Genomic DNA, 15,355 nt, shown 5'->3' with positions numbered 1-15,355 from the left:
AAGATGAGTCAGTCCAAACTCTTTCCGGTTGTGATGGCTGGTGGCTCAGGTAGTCGTTTATGGCCATTGTCCCGTGTGTTGTATCCAAAGCAGTTCCTGTGTCTTAAGGGCGACCTCACGATGTTACAGACGACAATTTGCCGTCTAAAGGGTGTGGAGTGTGAAAGCCCGGTCGTTATCTGCAATGAGCAACACCGTTTCATTGTGGCGGAACAACTACGGCAACTGCACAAGTTAACCGATAACATTATCCTCGAACCCGCTGGGCGCAATACGGCTCCGGCTATTGCATTGGCTGCATTGGCGGCAACACGCCCTAACCCGCAGGGCGATCCGCTGCTGCTGGTGCTGGCAGCGGATCATATGATTGCTGATGAAGAGGCGTTCCGCAAGGCGGTTCTCAATGCTATGCCCTATGCCGAGTCGGGAAAGCTGGTCACATTTGGTATCGTGCCGGATCAGGCTGAAACTGGCTATGGTTATATTCGACGTGGAGATATTTCCCCCGCCAATACCGATGCGGTTGCTTTTGATGTTGCGCAGTTTGTTGAAAAACCGAACCTGGAAACCGCTCAGGCTTATGTCGCAAGCGGTGACTATTACTGGAACAGCGGTATGTTTCTGTTCCGCGCTAGCCGCTACCTGGAAGAGCTGAATAAATTCCGGCCCGATATTCTGGAAGCTTGCAAGAAAGCTATGAACTTGGTTGATCCCGATCTCGATTTTATTCGTGTAGGTGAAGAGGCCTTTCTAGCCTGTCCGGAAGAGTCTGTGGACTATGCGGTAATGGAGCGTACTGCAGACGCGGTAGTTATGCCGATGAATGCTGGCTGGAACGATGTAGGTTCGTGGTCATCACTGTGGGAAATCAGTGCGCATACTGCTGAAGGCAATGTGCATCACGGTGACGTGATTAGCCACGAAACAGAAAACAGCTATGTATATGCGGAATCTGGCCTGGTGACTACCGTTGGCGTGAAGGACCTGGTAGTGGTGCAGACCAAAGACGCAGTGCTGATTGCCGATCGCAACGCGGTACAGGATGTGAAGAAAGTGGTGGAGAGAATTAAGGCTGATGGCCGGCATGAGCATCATAACCACCGTGAAGTCTATCGTCCGTGGGGCAAATACGACTCTATTGACGCAGGCGATCGTTATCAGGTTAAGCGTATTACCGTTAAGCCTGGCGAGGGATTATCGATGCAGATGCACTTGCACCGCGCCGAACACTGGGTTGTAGTGGCAGGAACGGCGAAAGTCACAATCAATGATGATATCAAACTGCTCGCGGAAAATGAGTCAGTCTATATTCCGTTGGGAGCAACCCATTGCCTGGAGAATCCCGGGAAAATTCCGCTCGATCTGATTGAAGTACGCTCTGGTTCTTATCTTGAAGAAGATGATGTAGTGCGTTTTGAAGATCGTTACGGGCGTGTCTAACGGTTATTAACTCCGCCGGGAAAGCGCTACGTCATCCGGCAAATTACGACAACACTATTTTTGGCCATTTATAGGGTTAGGGCTAACTGTTGCCTGAAGAAGGGTAAATCATGACGGAATTAACCTGTTTCAAAGCCTACGATATTCGCGGCAGGTTGGGCGAAGAACTGAATGAGAATATCGCATGGCGAATTGGCCGTGCCTTCGGTGAATTGCTGAAACCGAAAACGGTGGTACTGGGCGGTGATGTGCGTCTGAGCAGTGAGTCGCTCAAGCTGGCGCTGGCAAAAGGATTGCAGGATGCAGGTGTGGATGTGCTGGATATTGGTATGTCAGGCACCGAAGAGATTTATTTTGCCACATTTCATCTTGGTGTTGACGGCGGTATTGAAGTGACCGCCAGCCATAATCCAATGGATTACAACGGCATGAAATTGGTACGTGAAGGTGCGCGGCCGATCAGTGGTGATAGCGGCCTACGTGACGTGCAACGCCTGGCAGAAGCGAATGAATTCCCGCCCGTCAATCAGGCAAATCGTGGCAGTTTTACCCTTCTCAATCTGCGTGATGCCTATATCAACCACCTGTTGGGGTACATCAACACCAGCAATCTTAAGCCAATGAAGTTGGTGTTGAATTCCGGTAATGGTGCAGCAGGCCCGGTAGTGGATGCCATCGAAGCACGCTTCAGGTTGATGGGGGTGCCGGTCGAGTTTATCAAAATTCACAACACCCCGGATGGCAATTTTCCTAATGGTATCCCTAATCCTCTTCTGCCGGAGTGCCGCGCGGATACATGTAATGCGGTACTTGAGCACGGTGCTGATATGGGGATTGCTTTCGATGGAGATTTTGACCGCTGCTTCCTGTTTGATGAAAAGGGGCGGTTTATTGAGGGGTACTACATCGTTGGTCTGTTGGCAGAAGCGTTTCTGGAGAAACATCCAGGAGCGAAAATCATTCACGATCCACGTTTGTCCTGGAACACGGTGGACAGAGTGGTTGCTGCGGGTGGTACGCCGGTGATGTCTAAAACAGGACATGCATTTATCAAAGAGCGCATGCGTCTTGAAGATGCAATCTACGGTGGCGAAATGAGTGCGCATCACTATTTTCGTGATTTTGCATACTGTGACAGCGGAATGATCCCGTGGCTGTTGGTTGCGGAACTGGTTTGTCTGAAAGGGCTATCTTTGGGCGAACTGGTGCGGGACAGAATGGCGGCGTACCCGGCGAGTGGGGAAATTAACAGCATGTTGGCAGAACCTGCGGCGGCTATTGCACGGGTAGAACAGCACTTTTCGCGTGAGGCGCTGGCGGTGGACAGAACGGACGGTATCAGCATGTCGTTTGTAGACTGGCGCTTTAATTTACGTTCCTCCAATACCGAACCGGTAGTGCGCCTGAACGTGGAATCGCGCGGAGACATTCCGCTGATGGAAGCGCGAACGCGCACTCTCCTGGCATTGCTAAATCAGTAATGCTGGTATTTCCCTTGCCCGATAAGGGCAAGTGGTGACTAACAGGAACCACGATGACACATCTAAAAAAGCGCGAACGAGCCAAAACCAATGCGTCGTTGATATCGATGGTGCAACGCTTTTCAGATATCACCATCATGTTTGGTGGATTATGGATAGTCTGCGAACTGAGCGGTTTGCCTTTCCTGTATATGCACCTGCTGGTGGCGTTAATCACGCTGGTCGTTTTTCAGATGCTGGGCGGGATAACGGATTTCTACCGCTCCTGGCGCGGGGTGAAAATTTCAACTGAGTTGGTGCTACTGCTGCAAAACTGGACGCTGAGTCTGATTTTTTGCGCGGGTCTGATTGCCTTTAATAACGATTTTGATAACCGGTTTGCTCTCTGGCTGGCATGGTATCTGCTTTCAAGTATTGGTCTGGTGCTGTGCCGTGCGTTTATTCGCTACGGGGCGGGATGGTTGCGAAATCGTGGTTATAACACGCGTCGGGTAGCGGTAGCAGGGGACCTTCCTGCCGGACAGGTGCTGCTGGACAGCTTTCGCCATGAGCCGTGGTTGGGGTTTGAGGTCGCGGGTGTTTATCACGACCCCATCCCGGGGAAAAACGCCCGGGATTGGGCGGGAAATCTGCAGCAACTGGTGGATGATGCCAAAGCTTCACGTATTCATAACGTCTATATCGCTATGTCGATGAGCGATGGGGCGTGCGTAAAAAAACTGGTACGCGAACTGGCTGATACCACCTGTTCGGTGCTTCTGATCCCTGATGTCTTTACCTTCAATATTCTGCACTCGCGGATTGAAGAGATGAACGGCGTTCCGGTGGTACCGCTGTATGACACACCGCTTTCAGGCATTAATCGTCTGCTGAAGCGTGCGGAGGATATCGTCCTGGCATCGTTAATCCTGCTGCTTATTTCTCCTGTGCTATGCGCCATTGCGCTGATGGTGAAGCTGACCTCAAAGGGGCCGGTAATTTTTCGTCAGACCCGCTACGGGATGGACGGGAAACCGATCAAAGTCTGGAAGTTTCGTTCCATGAAGGTGATGGAAAACGATGCGGTGGTTACCCAGGCCACCCAGAACGATCCGCGTGTGACCCGCGTGGGTAATTTCCTACGGCGGACGTCTCTGGATGAATTACCACAGTTTATAAATGTGCTGACAGGCGGGATGTCTATTGTCGGGCCGCGTCCACATGCGGTGGCGCATAACGAACAGTATCGCCAGTTGATAGAAGGGTACATGTTGCGCCATAAGGTGAAGCCAGGCATTACCGGCTGGGCGCAAATCAACGGCTGGCGTGGTGAAACCGATACGCTGGAAAAAATGGAAAAACGCGTAGAGTTTGACCTCGAATACATTCGCGAATGGAGCGTGTGGTTCGATATTAAAATCGTTTTTCTGACGGTCTTTAAAGGCTTCGTCAATAAAGCGGCATATTAATATGAGTTTACGAGAAAAAACCCTCAACGGTGCCAAATGGTCAGCCATTGCTACGGTAATCATCATCGGTCTGGGGCTCATTCAGATGACGGTGATGGCACGGATTATTGATAATCATCAGTTCGGGTTATTAACCGTGTCGCTGGTGATTATAGCGCTGGCCGATACGCTGTCTGATTTTGGCATCGCCAACTCGATTATTCAGCGCAAAGAGATAGGTTATCTTGAACTAACCACCTTGTACTGGTTAAACGTTGGGCTGGGGATAGTCGTATGTATTGCTATGTTTGCGCTCAGCGAAACCATTGCCGATGCGCTTAATAACCCTGAGCTGGTGCCACTGATTAAAACCTTAGCGCTGGCGTTTGTGGTGATCCCGCATGGGCAGCAGTTCCGTGCGCTGATGCAAAAAGAACTGGCCTTCAACAAAATTGGCATGATTGAAACCAGTTCAGTACTGGCCGGTTTTACTTTTACCGTGGTTAGCGCGCATTTTTGGCCGATCGCTATGACTGCCATTGTTGGGTATCTGGTGAATAGTACGCTACGTACACTGCTGTTTGGCTATTTTGGTCGCAAAATATATCGACCAGGGCTATGTTTTTCACTTTCATCCGTGTCGCAAAATCTGCGCTTTGGGGCATGGCTGACGGCGGACAGCATTATCAATTATGTGAACACTAACCTTTCGACGCTGCTGCTGGCCAGAACCCTGGGTGCTGGCGTGGCGGGAGGCTTCAATCTTGCCTGGAACGTGGCAGTTGTACCGCCAATCAAACTGAATCCGATAATTACCCGAGTACTGTTTCCTGCGTTTGCCAAAATTCAGGACGATACCGAAAAACTACGGGTCAATTTTTACAAGCTGCTATCTGTTGTCGGCATTATCAATTTCCCGGCTCTACTGGGACTGATGGTGGTATCAAATAACGTCGTACCGCTGGTGTTTGGCGAAAAGTGGAACAGTATTGTTCCGGTGCTGCAACTGCTGTGCATTGTGGGTCTGCTGCGCTCAGTCGGTAATCCGATAGGCTCACTGCTGATGGCCAAAGCCCGGGTTGATATCAGCTTCAAATTCAATATTTTCAAAACCTTTTTGTTTATCCCCGCCATCCTGGTTGGCGGAAATATGGCGGGTGTGATTGGCGTCACGCTGGGTTTTTTACTGGTACAGGTCATAAACACCATCCTGAGCTATTTCGTGATGATCAAACCGGTACTGGGACCGAGCTATCGGCAGTACATGCTCAGCCTGTGGCTACCGTTCTATCTCTCTTTACCCACGCTGGTGGTGAGCTACGCGCTGGGAATGACATTGCAAAATAAATTGCCGTTAAGTGCGTTGCTGAGCCTACAGATAACCGCTGGCGCGCTGGTGTTTGTCGTGATGATTGTGCTGTCGCGTCATCCGCTGGTGGTGGAAATCAAACGCCAGTTCTGCCGTGGTGAAAAAATGAAAGCCTTGTTCCGCGCAGGGTGAATTGCGTTTGTTGTCGTCCGGAGACGGGAAAACCGTCATCCGCACTGATTTTAAGAGGTCATGATGAAATTACTGATTCTGGGCAACCACACCTGCGGTAATCGCGGGGACAGCGCCATTTTGCGCGGTTTGCTGGATGCCATTCATACGCTCCAGCCAGAGACTGAAGTGGATGTGATGAGCCGCTACCCGGTGAGTTCCTCCTGGTTACTAAATCGACCGGTGATGGGCGATCCACTGTATTCACAGATGAAGCAGCATAACAATGCTGCAGGCGTTATGGGCCGCGTAAAGAAAGTGCTGCGTCGTCGCTATCAGCATCAGGTGCTGCTCTCGCGCGTCACCGATTCCGGGAATCTGCGCAATATCGCTATCGCTCAGGGGTTTACTGACTTTGTCCGCTTGTTGTCGCGTTATGACGCCATTATCCAGGTCGGCGGATCGTTTTTTGTCGATCTGTATGGCGTGACGCAGTTTGAACATGCCTTGTGTTCGTTTATGGCTAAAAAACCGCTGTACATGATTGGTCACAGCGTAGGGCCATTTCAGGATGCACAGTTCAATCAGTTGGCGAACTACGTTTTTGGGCACTGCAATGCGTTAATTTTACGCGAATCGGTCAGCCTGGAACTGATGAAACGCAGTGAAATAACGACAGAGAAAGTCGAGTCGGGTGTGGATACCGCCTGGCTGGTAGACAACCATCACGATGACTTTGACCCGGGTTATGCCGTACAGCACTGGCTACAAACGGCTGCAAAGCAGAAGACTGTCGCCATTACATTACGTGAACTGGCGCCGTTTGATAAGCGTCTTGGAACCACACAACAGGCCTATGAGCAAGCCTTTGCCGGCGTGGTTAATCGGATCCTTGATGAAGGTTACCAGGTGATGGCGCTCTCAACCTGTACCGGTATTGATAGTTACAACAAAGATGATCGCATGGTTGCACTGAACCTGCGTCAGTACGTTAATGATCCGGCCCGTTATCACGTGGTCATGGATGAACTAAACGATCTCGAAATGGGAAAAATATTAGGCGCATGTGACCTGACGGTGGGCACACGCCTGCACTCTGCCATTATCTCGATGAACTTTATGACGCCGGCGATAGCCATTAATTATGAGCACAAATCGGCGGGAATTATGCAGCAACTGGGGTTAGCGGAAATGGCGGTTGATATCCGCCATCTGCTGGATGGTAGTCTTGAAGGCAAGGTTGCCGATAACCTGGGACGGCTCGCTGAACTTAACGTCAGGGTGGCGGAGGCGGTTAAGCGTGAACGTGAACACGGTAGGCGTATGGTGCAATCGGTATTAACGCGTATTCAGGAGGGGAAATGAAAGTCAGCTTTTTCCTGCTTAAATTTCCGCTGTCCTCTGAAACCTTTGTGCTGAATCAGATCACCGCGTTTATCGATATGGGGCATGATGTTGAAATTATCGCGTTATATCAGGGCGATCTTGATAACACCCATGCATCCTATATTGACTACCGCCTGGGCGAAAAAACACGATGGTTATTGAAAGAACCGGCTGACAGGTTGGCAAAGCTGAAATATCGCACCACGACGATTTTACAAGGCATCACCCGAACAGCGACCTGGAAAGCGCTCAATGTTCCACGCTATGGCGATGAGGCGCGTAATCTGATTTTAGCGTCCATCTGTGCGCTAACCCCACGAGCATTCCAGGCCGATGTCTTTATTGCGCACTTTGGACCCGCTGGCGTAACGGCGGCCAAACTACGTGAACTCGGCGTGCTCCGCGGCAAAATAGCCACTGTCTTCCATGGTATTGACGTTTCACATCGGGACATCCTTTCCCGCTATACCCCCGAATATCAGAAGCTGTTTCAGCGCGGTGATTTGATGTTGCCCATTAGCAATCTCTGGGCCGGACGTTTGCGGAATATGGGATGCCCACCGCATAAAATAGCGGTATCGCGTATGGGGATTGATATGACGCGTTTTACACCCCGTGAGGTGAAAGCGCCAGGCACGCCGCTAGAAATTCTCTCCGTTGCACGGTTAACTGAGAAAAAAGGGCTGCATGTCGCTATCGAAGCGTGCCGCCAGTTGAAAGAGCGGGGTATCTCATTTCGTTATCGCATTCTGGGAATTGGCCCTTGGGAGCGTCGATTACGTACGCTTATCGAGCAATATCAACTGGATGACGTGATTGAAATGTCAGGATTTAAACCCAGCCATCAGGTCAAAGAGATGCTTGAGCAGGCGGATGTCTTCCTGTTGCCCTCCGTCACGGGAATTGATGGTGACATGGAAGGGATCCCGGTGGCGTTGATGGAGGCCATGGCCGTAGGGATACCGGTCGTCTCTACTGTGCACAGTGGGATCCCTGAGCTGGTGGAATCTGGAAGGTCCGGTTGGCTGGCACCAGAGAATGATGCTCAGGCCCTGGCGGAGCGATTAGCGACGGTCAGCGTGCTAGACAGTGAGCAAGTGAAGCCGGTGGTGGCGTGCGCCCGCGAAAAAATAGCCGCTGAATTTAACCAGCTTGCGATCAACAAACAGCTAGCCAGTCTGCTGCAAACGATGTAAATCGAGGTTGTATGCCAGAGAAAAAACTCTCCCGACGTACTTTTCTGACGGCAGGCTCTGCGCTTGTCGTACTGCATTCTCCCGTTGCCCGAGCGCTTGAATCACCGGGCAGCGTCAACATTCAGGATTACAATCCACAGGATTGGGTGGCTTCCTTCAGGCAGGCGTTTTCAGAGGCGCAAACCGTTGTCGTGCCTGCTGGTCTGGAGTGCAGGAATATCAATACCGCGATCGGGATCCCGCCTGGTAAAACGTTGCATCTGCAAGGCGGGGTCAGTAGCAGCAGTCGTGGGCGCTTTATTCTGCAGGATGGCTGTCGCGTGACAGGGGAGCAGGGGGGGCGCTTGCGAAATATTACCCTTGATATTCGGGGATCCGACTGTGTGATAAAAGGCATAGCCATGAGCGGTTTCGCCCCTGTGGCACAAATTTATATCGGGGGGAAAACGCCGCGAGCGATGCGTAACCTCACCATTGACGACATTACCGTCACTGATGCGAATTACGGGATCCTGCGACAGGGGTTTCATAACCAGATGGATGGGGTACGGATAACCAACAGCCGCTTTAGTGATTTACAGGGTGACGCCATCGAGTGGAATGTCGCGATAAACGACAGTGACATCGTGATTTCAGACCATGTTATAGAACGCATCAATTGTACGAACGGAAATGTTAACTGGGGTATCGGTATTGGGCTGGCAGGTAGTACGTACGACAACACCTATCCAGACGAACTGGCGGTGAAAAGATTTGTGGTTGCCAATATAACGGGCTCGGATTGTCGGCAGTTAGTCCATGTCGAGAACGGCAAACATTTTATCATTCGTAATATTACCGCGCGAAATATCACCCCGGATTTCAGCAAGAAAGCGGGTATCGATAATGCTACAGTCGCTATTTATGGATGTGATAATTTCGTCATTGATAATATCAATATGAAAAATAGCGCAGGGATGCTGATTGGTTACGGTGTGATCAAAGGACGATATTTGTCCATCCCACAAAACTTTAAGTTAAATAATATTCAACTGGATAACACACATCTCGATTATAAATTACGTGGTATTCAGATTTCCTCAGGGAATGCAACTTCATTTGTGGCCATTACCAACGTTGAGATGAAGCGCGCGACGCTGGAGCTGCACAACAAACCTCAGCATCTTTTCTTGCGAAATATCAAGGTGATGCAGCAATCCACTACAGGGCCAGCGCTAAAGATGCACTTTGATCTGCGCAAAGATGTCCGCGGTAAGTTTATGGCCAAACAGGATACCTTGCTCTCGCTGGCCAACGTTCATGCAGTTAATGAAGCAGGACAAAGCTCGGTTGATATTGACAGCGTAAACCAGCAGGTCGTGAATGTCGCGGCAGTGAATTTTCGATTACCGGGCTGGTAATTTTACGACCATTCCTGGCTAAAAACCTACCCGGCTAAGAATATGATTACTGCATTCTGCCAGCAAGCGGCGTAACATGCGTCCCAACAGAGTGATGTAATTCATACTGGCTAAAACAAGCTAAAAAGCTATAATTCAGCAATTATTGAATAGGTGAATGACTTAATGATTAATTTAAAAGCAGTTATTCCGGTAGCGGGCCTCGGGATGCACATGTTGCCTGCCACAAAGGCCATCCCAAAAGAGATGCTACCGATCGTTGATAAGCCGATGATTCAATACATTGTCGACGAGATTGTAGCTGCAGGTATCAAAGAAATCGTTCTGGTAACACATGCGTCTAAGAACGCGGTTGAGAACCACTTCGACACCTCTTATGAACTTGAATCGCTGCTTGAACAGCGTGTTAAGCGCCAGTTACTGGCTGAAGTGCAGTCCATCTGCCCTCCTGGCGTGACTATCATGAACGTTCGTCAGGCACAATTGCTTGGTCTGGGGCACTCTATTCTTTGTGCCCGCCCAATTATCGGCGACAACCCTTTTGTGGTGGTGTTACCTGACGTCGTTCTGGATACGGCGAGTGCGGATCCACTGCGCTACAACCTGGCTGCAATGGTGGCCCGCTTTAATGAGACCGGGCGTAGTCAGGTGCTGGCAAAACGTATGGCAGGCGATCTTTCCGAGTATTCCGTTATTCAGACCAAAGAGCCTTTAGATAACGAAGGTAAAGTCAGCCGCATCGTTGAATTCATTGAAAAACCCGATCAGCCGCAAACCCTTGATTCAGACCTGATGGCTGTAGGGCGCTATGTGCTTTCTGCTGATATTTGGGCGGAAATTGAGCGCACGCAACCCGGCGCATGGGGACGTATCCAGCTTACGGATGCCATTGCTGAGATGGCGAAAAAACAGTCTGTTGATGCCATGTTGATGACGGGCGACAGTTACGACTGCGGTAAAAAAATGGGTTATATGCAGGCATTTGTGAAGTACGGGCTGCGTAACCTGAAAGAGGGACCGAAGTTCCGTAAGAGCATCGAGAAATTGCTTGGTGTTTAGCTGTCTTGGTCGATATTAATTAGGTTTAGTTGTTTTAAAAAGCATGGAAGATTCTGGGTGATATCTTAGCTGGTTGATGCTTCTCTTGGCTTTTTTATGAGTAACAACAAGTATCGATTGGTGTTTAACCGCATCTTTTTTCCTTGTTTCTTTCTACAATTAATACGACAATATTGAGGAGATCCTGCTGTTCAGGATCTCCAAAATTTAAGCGTGCAGTGCATTGGTAGCTGTTGAGCCTAGGGCGGTAGCGTGTTTAAAAAACATGCAGGTAATTGTGTTGAAGTAGGTTCGTTTATTCTGACAATAGTTGACAAGAACACGTACATATTTAAACAAATAGATTTGCAGTTAGAATGAAATAAATTCATTTTATGGAAATGGCATGACTCTACTCGTGACTGGTGGTACAGGTTATATTGGCTCACATACTGTTTTACAGTTAATTGAGGGCGGGTATGAAGTTGTGGTGCTCGACAATCTGAGCAATTCATCTATTGAATCGCTTCGTCGCGTTGAGTTATTAGTTTCAAAAAATATTCCATTCGTCAAAGCAGACATCAATGATAAAGATGAGCTCAAAAAAATCCTAACGAGCTATAATATTGAGGCTGTTCTTCATTTTGCGGGGCAGAAGTCAGTAGGCGAGTCTGTTGATAAACCATTAGAGTATTATATTAATAATGTCAGCGGTTCACTTGCGTTACTTGAGGCGATGAAGGAAGCGAACGTTTACAAGTTTATCTTTAGCTCGTCTGCAACTGTTTATGGAAATTGTTCGCCAGTACCAAATCTGGAAGATTCTCCTGTTGGTAGTGCATCTTGTCCATATGGAACGACAAAGGTGGTGCTAGAGGAGATATTATCAGATTATGCAAAATCAAATAATAAATTAAAAATTATTGCGTTACGATATTTTAATCCCGCTGGTGCACATCCAAGTGGTTTGATTGGTGAGGATCCTAATGGCATCCCAAATAATCTTGTGCCGTATATTTCGCAGGTTGCAATTGGTAAGTTAGAAAAATTGTTCGTCTACGGCGGTGATTATGACACAGTGGATGGTACGGGAGTTCGGGATTTTATCCATGTTGTAGACCTTGCCGCTGGACACGTAAGTGCATTACGCCATCTTGATCATGTTGAAGGATATGAAGTATTCAATCTTGGAACTGGACAAGGTGTATCAGTTTTACAAGTCATTAAAGCATTTGAAAAAGCAAGTAACCTAAAAATAAATTATGAGATTGTAGTCAGGAGACCTGGCGACATCGCAGCTTCATGGGCTGATGTTTCAAAAGCAGAGAAAATATTAAACTGGAAAGCTAGATTTAACATTGATGATATGATGTATCATACATGGAACTGGCAAAAGAAAAATCCTAATGGTTATAAGGCAGGATAGATCTAAAATCATGAAACTGTGTCTTATTACCCCCGTTTTAATTTGATTACTATTGCCCTCCTGAGTGAGTTGCGACGATTGTCTCGTTGTTATTTTGATAAAACCAGTCTTTTAGGTCATTACAATAAATAACTATTACATATAGGATAGTGTTGTTTGTAAAATTCTAACTTAAAATAATTTCCTGATAGGATATTATCTGAAAGTACATGCAGAAATAGAGTTTAGAACTTGACTATGAAAATAGCATTAATCGGTACTACAGCAGAAAGTCTAATCCAATTCAGAAAAGAACTGATTAATTCATTGTGTAAGAATGGGCATGTGGTCTATGCATTTGCAATTGACTATGATAATAGCACTAAAGAAAAAGTGAAATCATTTGGCGCTATTCCTGTTTGTTATTCTTTTAGTCGTACTGGTTTAAATCCATTTACCGATGTTGTTAATACTTACAAGTTATATAAAACTCTGAAATCATTAAATTTGGATTTAGTGTTTTCATATTTTTCAAAGCCAGCCATTTTTGGTACGCTGGCAGCAAAGTTTGCAAAAATACAGAAACGTTATGCAATGCTTGAAGGTCTTGGTTTCTTTTTTACCAATTCTGGAGGGCATGTCTCTGTTCGCAAAAAATTACTAAAGAAATTACTTGTTTCGTTATACAAAATTAGTTTTAAACATATTGATAGTTTAGTGTTATTGAATGTCGATGATAAAAGAGATCTTTTAGTAAATGAAAATATTTATGTCAAAGACGTTCATGTATTAGGCGGCATTGGTTTAAATATGTCGGATTATCCGTATTGTCCTCCGCCAGTTGATCCAGTCTCTTTTATATTTGTTGCCAGATTTTTACAAGAAAAAGGTGTCTACGAATTTATAGAAGCAGCAAGGATAGTCAAACATCAGTTTCCACAAACACAATTTTGTATGCTGGGAAGTCTTGATCTGCATAATCCTGGTAGCCTCACGATAGAAAGGCTCAATGAATTAAAAAGTAATAACATCATTGAGTTACCTGGTCATGTGGATAATGTTCAGGATTGGCTCGCTAAAGCGAGTGTTTTTGTTTTGCCTTCATGGCGTGAGGGTTTTCCTCGCAGTACTCAGGAAGCGATGGCCATGGGACGTGCTGTAATAACCAGCGACGTACCTGGGTGTCGGGAGACCGTAGTTGATGGTGTTAATGGTTTTTTAATTGAGCCTCGGTCACCAGTAGCATTGGCTGAAAAAATGCTTTGCTTTTTATATAACCCTGAGTTGATTCCCCAGATGGGAAATGCAAGTTATCAAATTGCCCAACAAAAATTTGATTCGAGCATAGTAAATGCTAAGTTGATGAAGATACTCCAGCTGGAAATTGAATGCTTGAAAACGCCCGAGAAAGAATAATATATTCCAGGATGGCAAAATTGAATACATATGTTAACTCCAACAATTCCCCAATTCATTCCTGGCAAGTAGCTCTTATATAAGAGACATACTGAGGTAAATATGGGGCTGTGACAGTTTACTGAACAATGCTACATTTGAGTTAATATACTTTCATCAAGAGTGCGAGAAAATTAACTCGAGATACTCACACCTGACAGGAGTACATAATGTCTAAGCAACAAATCGGCGTCGTTGGTATGGCTGTGATGGGGCGCAACCTGGCGCTCAACATCGAAAGCCGTGGTTACACCGTGTCCGTTTTCAACCGCTCACGTGAAAAAACGGAAGAGGTTATCGCCGAGAATCCGGGGAAAAAACTGGTTCCTTACTATACGGTAAAAGAGTTTGTTGAATCCCTTGAAACACCTCGTCGTATCCTGTTAATGGTGAAAGCGGGTGCTGGCACTGATGCTGCTATCGACTCCCTGAAACCTTATCTGGATAAAGGTGACATCATCATTGATGGCGGTAATACGTTCTTCCAGGACACTATCCGTCGTAACCGTGAGCTCTCCGCTGAAGGTTTTAACTTCATCGGAACCGGCGTCTCTGGTGGTGAAGAAGGTGCGCTGAAAGGCCCATCCATCATGCCGGGTGGCCAGAAAGAAGCTTATGAACTGGTCGCGCCAATCCTGACCAAAATCGCAGCGGTTGCTGAAGATGGTGAGCCGTGTGTGACGTACATTGGTGCCGACGGTGCAGGCCACTATGTGAAGATGGTACACAACGGCATTGAATACGGTGATATGCAACTGATTGCCGAAGCCTATTCATTGTTGAAAGGGGGTCTGAACCTGAGCAACGAAGAACTGGCCAGCACCTTTACCGAGTGGAATAACGGTGAGCTGAGCAGCTATCTGATCGACATCACCAAAGATATCTTCACCAAAAAAGATGAAGATGGTAAATATCTGGTGGATTTCATTCTGGATGAAGCGGCGAACAAAGGTACCGGTAAATGGACCAGTCAAAGCTCTCTGGATCTTGGTGAACCGCTGTCTCTGATCACTGAATCTGTGTTTGCACGTTACATCTCTTCGCTGAAAGATCAGCGTGTCGCTGCCTCTAAAGTCCTGTCTGGACCTAAAGCTCAGCTTGCGGGTGATAAGGCAGAATTTATTGAGAAAGTACGTCGTGCACTGTACCTCGGTAAGATCGTTTCTTATGCTCAGGGCTTCTCACAGCTGCGTGCCGCATCGGACGAGCATAACTGGGATCTGAATTACGGCGAGATTGCAAAAATCTTCCGTGCGGGCTGTATTATTCGCGCGCAGTTCCTGCAGAAAATCACCGATGCCTACGCTAAAAATCCGGGTATCGCGAACCTGTTGCTCGACCCGTACTTCAAGAACATTGCCGATGAATATCAACAGGCACTGCGTGATGTTGTAGCGTATGCCGTGCAGAATGGTATCCCGGTACCGACATTCTCTGCTGCTGTCGCTTATTACGACAGTTATCGTGCAGAAGTATTGCCCGCTAACCTGATTCAGGCTCAGCGTGATTACTTCGGTGCGCATACCTACAAACGTACTGATAAAGAAGGTGTTTTCCATACCGAATGGATGGAATAAGTCTTCTGATAGTCACTGGCCCGGTTCTCTAACCGGGCTTTTTTTTATCTTAAATCTGATTGATTTGCGT

Annotated in this window: 11 protein-coding genes; all 11 read left to right on the top strand. The window is 47.5% G+C overall.

The genetic code is table 11. The annotated features are described in order from the left end of the window. The first annotated feature begins 3 nt into the window (after positions 1–3). The 11 genes from cpsB (at position 4) to gndA (ending at position 15,285) form a co-directional block, all read left to right on the top strand. Complete coding sequence (gene cpsB, locus SK32_RS07845) at positions 4–1,440, top strand: mannose-1-phosphate guanyltransferase (protein ID WP_048212034.1); 1,437 nt, start codon at positions 4–6, stop codon at positions 1,438–1,440. 110 nt (positions 1,441–1,550) lie between these two features. Further along, a complete protein-coding gene (gene cpsG / locus SK32_RS07840) occupies positions 1,551–2,921 on the top strand; it encodes a colanic acid biosynthesis phosphomannomutase CpsG (protein WP_048212033.1) in 1,371 nt (456 codons plus the stop codon). 53 nt (positions 2,922–2,974) lie between these two features. Continuing rightward, positions 2,975–4,369 carry an undecaprenyl-phosphate glucose phosphotransferase gene (wcaJ, locus tag SK32_RS07835; RefSeq protein WP_048212032.1) on the top strand — a complete coding sequence of 465 codons (1,395 nt, stop codon included), beginning with the start codon at positions 2,975–2,977 and terminating at the stop codon, positions 4,367–4,369. A 1-nt stretch (position 4,370) separates the two neighbouring features. Next, entirely contained in the window at positions 4,371–5,849 is a 1,479-nt protein-coding gene (locus tag SK32_RS07830) for an MOP flippase family protein (protein ID WP_048212031.1), read from the top strand. A 63-nt stretch (positions 5,850–5,912) separates the two neighbouring features. Next, positions 5,913–7,193 (top strand): colanic acid biosynthesis pyruvyl transferase WcaK, encoded by a 1,281-nt coding sequence (gene wcaK, locus SK32_RS07825; protein ID WP_048212030.1) that lies wholly within the window; start codon positions 5,913–5,915, stop codon positions 7,191–7,193. Further along, on the top strand, positions 7,190–8,410 hold the full coding sequence (gene wcaL, locus SK32_RS07820) for a colanic acid biosynthesis glycosyltransferase WcaL (RefSeq protein ID WP_048212029.1): 1,221 nt from the start codon (positions 7,190–7,192) through the stop codon (positions 8,408–8,410). The genes wcaK and wcaL overlap by 4 nt, the downstream gene beginning before the upstream one ends. 11 nt (positions 8,411–8,421) lie before the next feature. Beyond that, positions 8,422–9,810, top strand: a complete 1,389-nt coding sequence (gene wcaM, locus SK32_RS07815; RefSeq protein ID WP_048212028.1) for a colanic acid biosynthesis protein WcaM — start codon at positions 8,422–8,424, stop codon at positions 9,808–9,810. 165 nt (positions 9,811–9,975) lie between these two features. Beyond that, positions 9,976–10,869 carry a UTP--glucose-1-phosphate uridylyltransferase GalF gene (gene galF, locus SK32_RS07810; RefSeq protein ID WP_048212027.1) on the top strand — a complete coding sequence of 298 codons (894 nt, stop codon included), beginning with the start codon at positions 9,976–9,978 and terminating at the stop codon, positions 10,867–10,869. A gap of 385 nt (positions 10,870–11,254) precedes the next feature. Continuing rightward, on the top strand, positions 11,255–12,274 hold the full coding sequence (gene galE / locus SK32_RS07805) for a UDP-glucose 4-epimerase GalE (RefSeq protein ID WP_048212026.1): 1,020 nt from the start codon (positions 11,255–11,257) through the stop codon (positions 12,272–12,274). A gap of 237 nt (positions 12,275–12,511) precedes the next feature. Further along, entirely contained in the window at positions 12,512–13,669 is a 1,158-nt protein-coding gene (locus SK32_RS07800) for a glycosyltransferase family 4 protein (protein WP_048212025.1), read from the top strand. A 209-nt stretch (positions 13,670–13,878) separates the two neighbouring features. Continuing rightward, entirely contained in the window at positions 13,879–15,285 is a 1,407-nt protein-coding gene (gene gndA, locus SK32_RS07795; protein WP_040231903.1) for an NADP-dependent phosphogluconate dehydrogenase, read from the top strand. Positions 15,286–15,355: the final 70 nt, after the last annotated feature.

The sequence above is a fragment of the Citrobacter sp. MGH100 genome (assembly GCF_001034465.1).
Taxonomy (GTDB): Bacteria; Pseudomonadota; Gammaproteobacteria; order Enterobacterales; family Enterobacteriaceae; genus Citrobacter; species Citrobacter youngae.
The sequence above is the reverse complement of the archived record's forward strand: the minus strand, read 5'-3'. Positions and strand labels throughout refer to the sequence as shown.

Excerpts from the sequence above, each read along its gene's own strand:
- galF (WP_048212027.1), top strand. The coding sequence starts at position 9,976 with ATGATTAATTTAAAAGCAGTTATTCCGGTAGCGGGCCTCGGGATGCAC.
- wcaJ (WP_048212032.1), top strand. The coding sequence starts at position 2,975 with ATGACACATCTAAAAAAGCGCGAACGAGCCAAAACCAATGCGTCGTTG.
- wcaM (WP_048212028.1), top strand. The coding sequence starts at position 8,422 with ATGCCAGAGAAAAAACTCTCCCGACGTACTTTTCTGACGGCAGGCTCT.
- wcaK (WP_048212030.1), top strand. The coding sequence starts at position 5,913 with ATGAAATTACTGATTCTGGGCAACCACACCTGCGGTAATCGCGGGGAC.
- cpsG (WP_048212033.1), top strand. The coding sequence starts at position 1,551 with ATGACGGAATTAACCTGTTTCAAAGCCTACGATATTCGCGGCAGGTTG.
- SK32_RS07830 (WP_048212031.1), top strand. The coding sequence starts at position 4,371 with ATGAGTTTACGAGAAAAAACCCTCAACGGTGCCAAATGGTCAGCCATT.
- wcaL (WP_048212029.1), top strand. The coding sequence starts at position 7,190 with ATGAAAGTCAGCTTTTTCCTGCTTAAATTTCCGCTGTCCTCTGAAACC.
- SK32_RS07800 (WP_048212025.1), top strand. The coding sequence starts at position 12,512 with ATGAAAATAGCATTAATCGGTACTACAGCAGAAAGTCTAATCCAATTC.
- gndA (WP_040231903.1), top strand. The coding sequence starts at position 13,879 with ATGTCTAAGCAACAAATCGGCGTCGTTGGTATGGCTGTGATGGGGCGC.
- cpsB (WP_048212034.1), top strand. The coding sequence starts at position 4 with ATGAGTCAGTCCAAACTCTTTCCGGTTGTGATGGCTGGTGGCTCAGGT.
- galE (WP_048212026.1), top strand. The coding sequence starts at position 11,255 with ATGACTCTACTCGTGACTGGTGGTACAGGTTATATTGGCTCACATACT.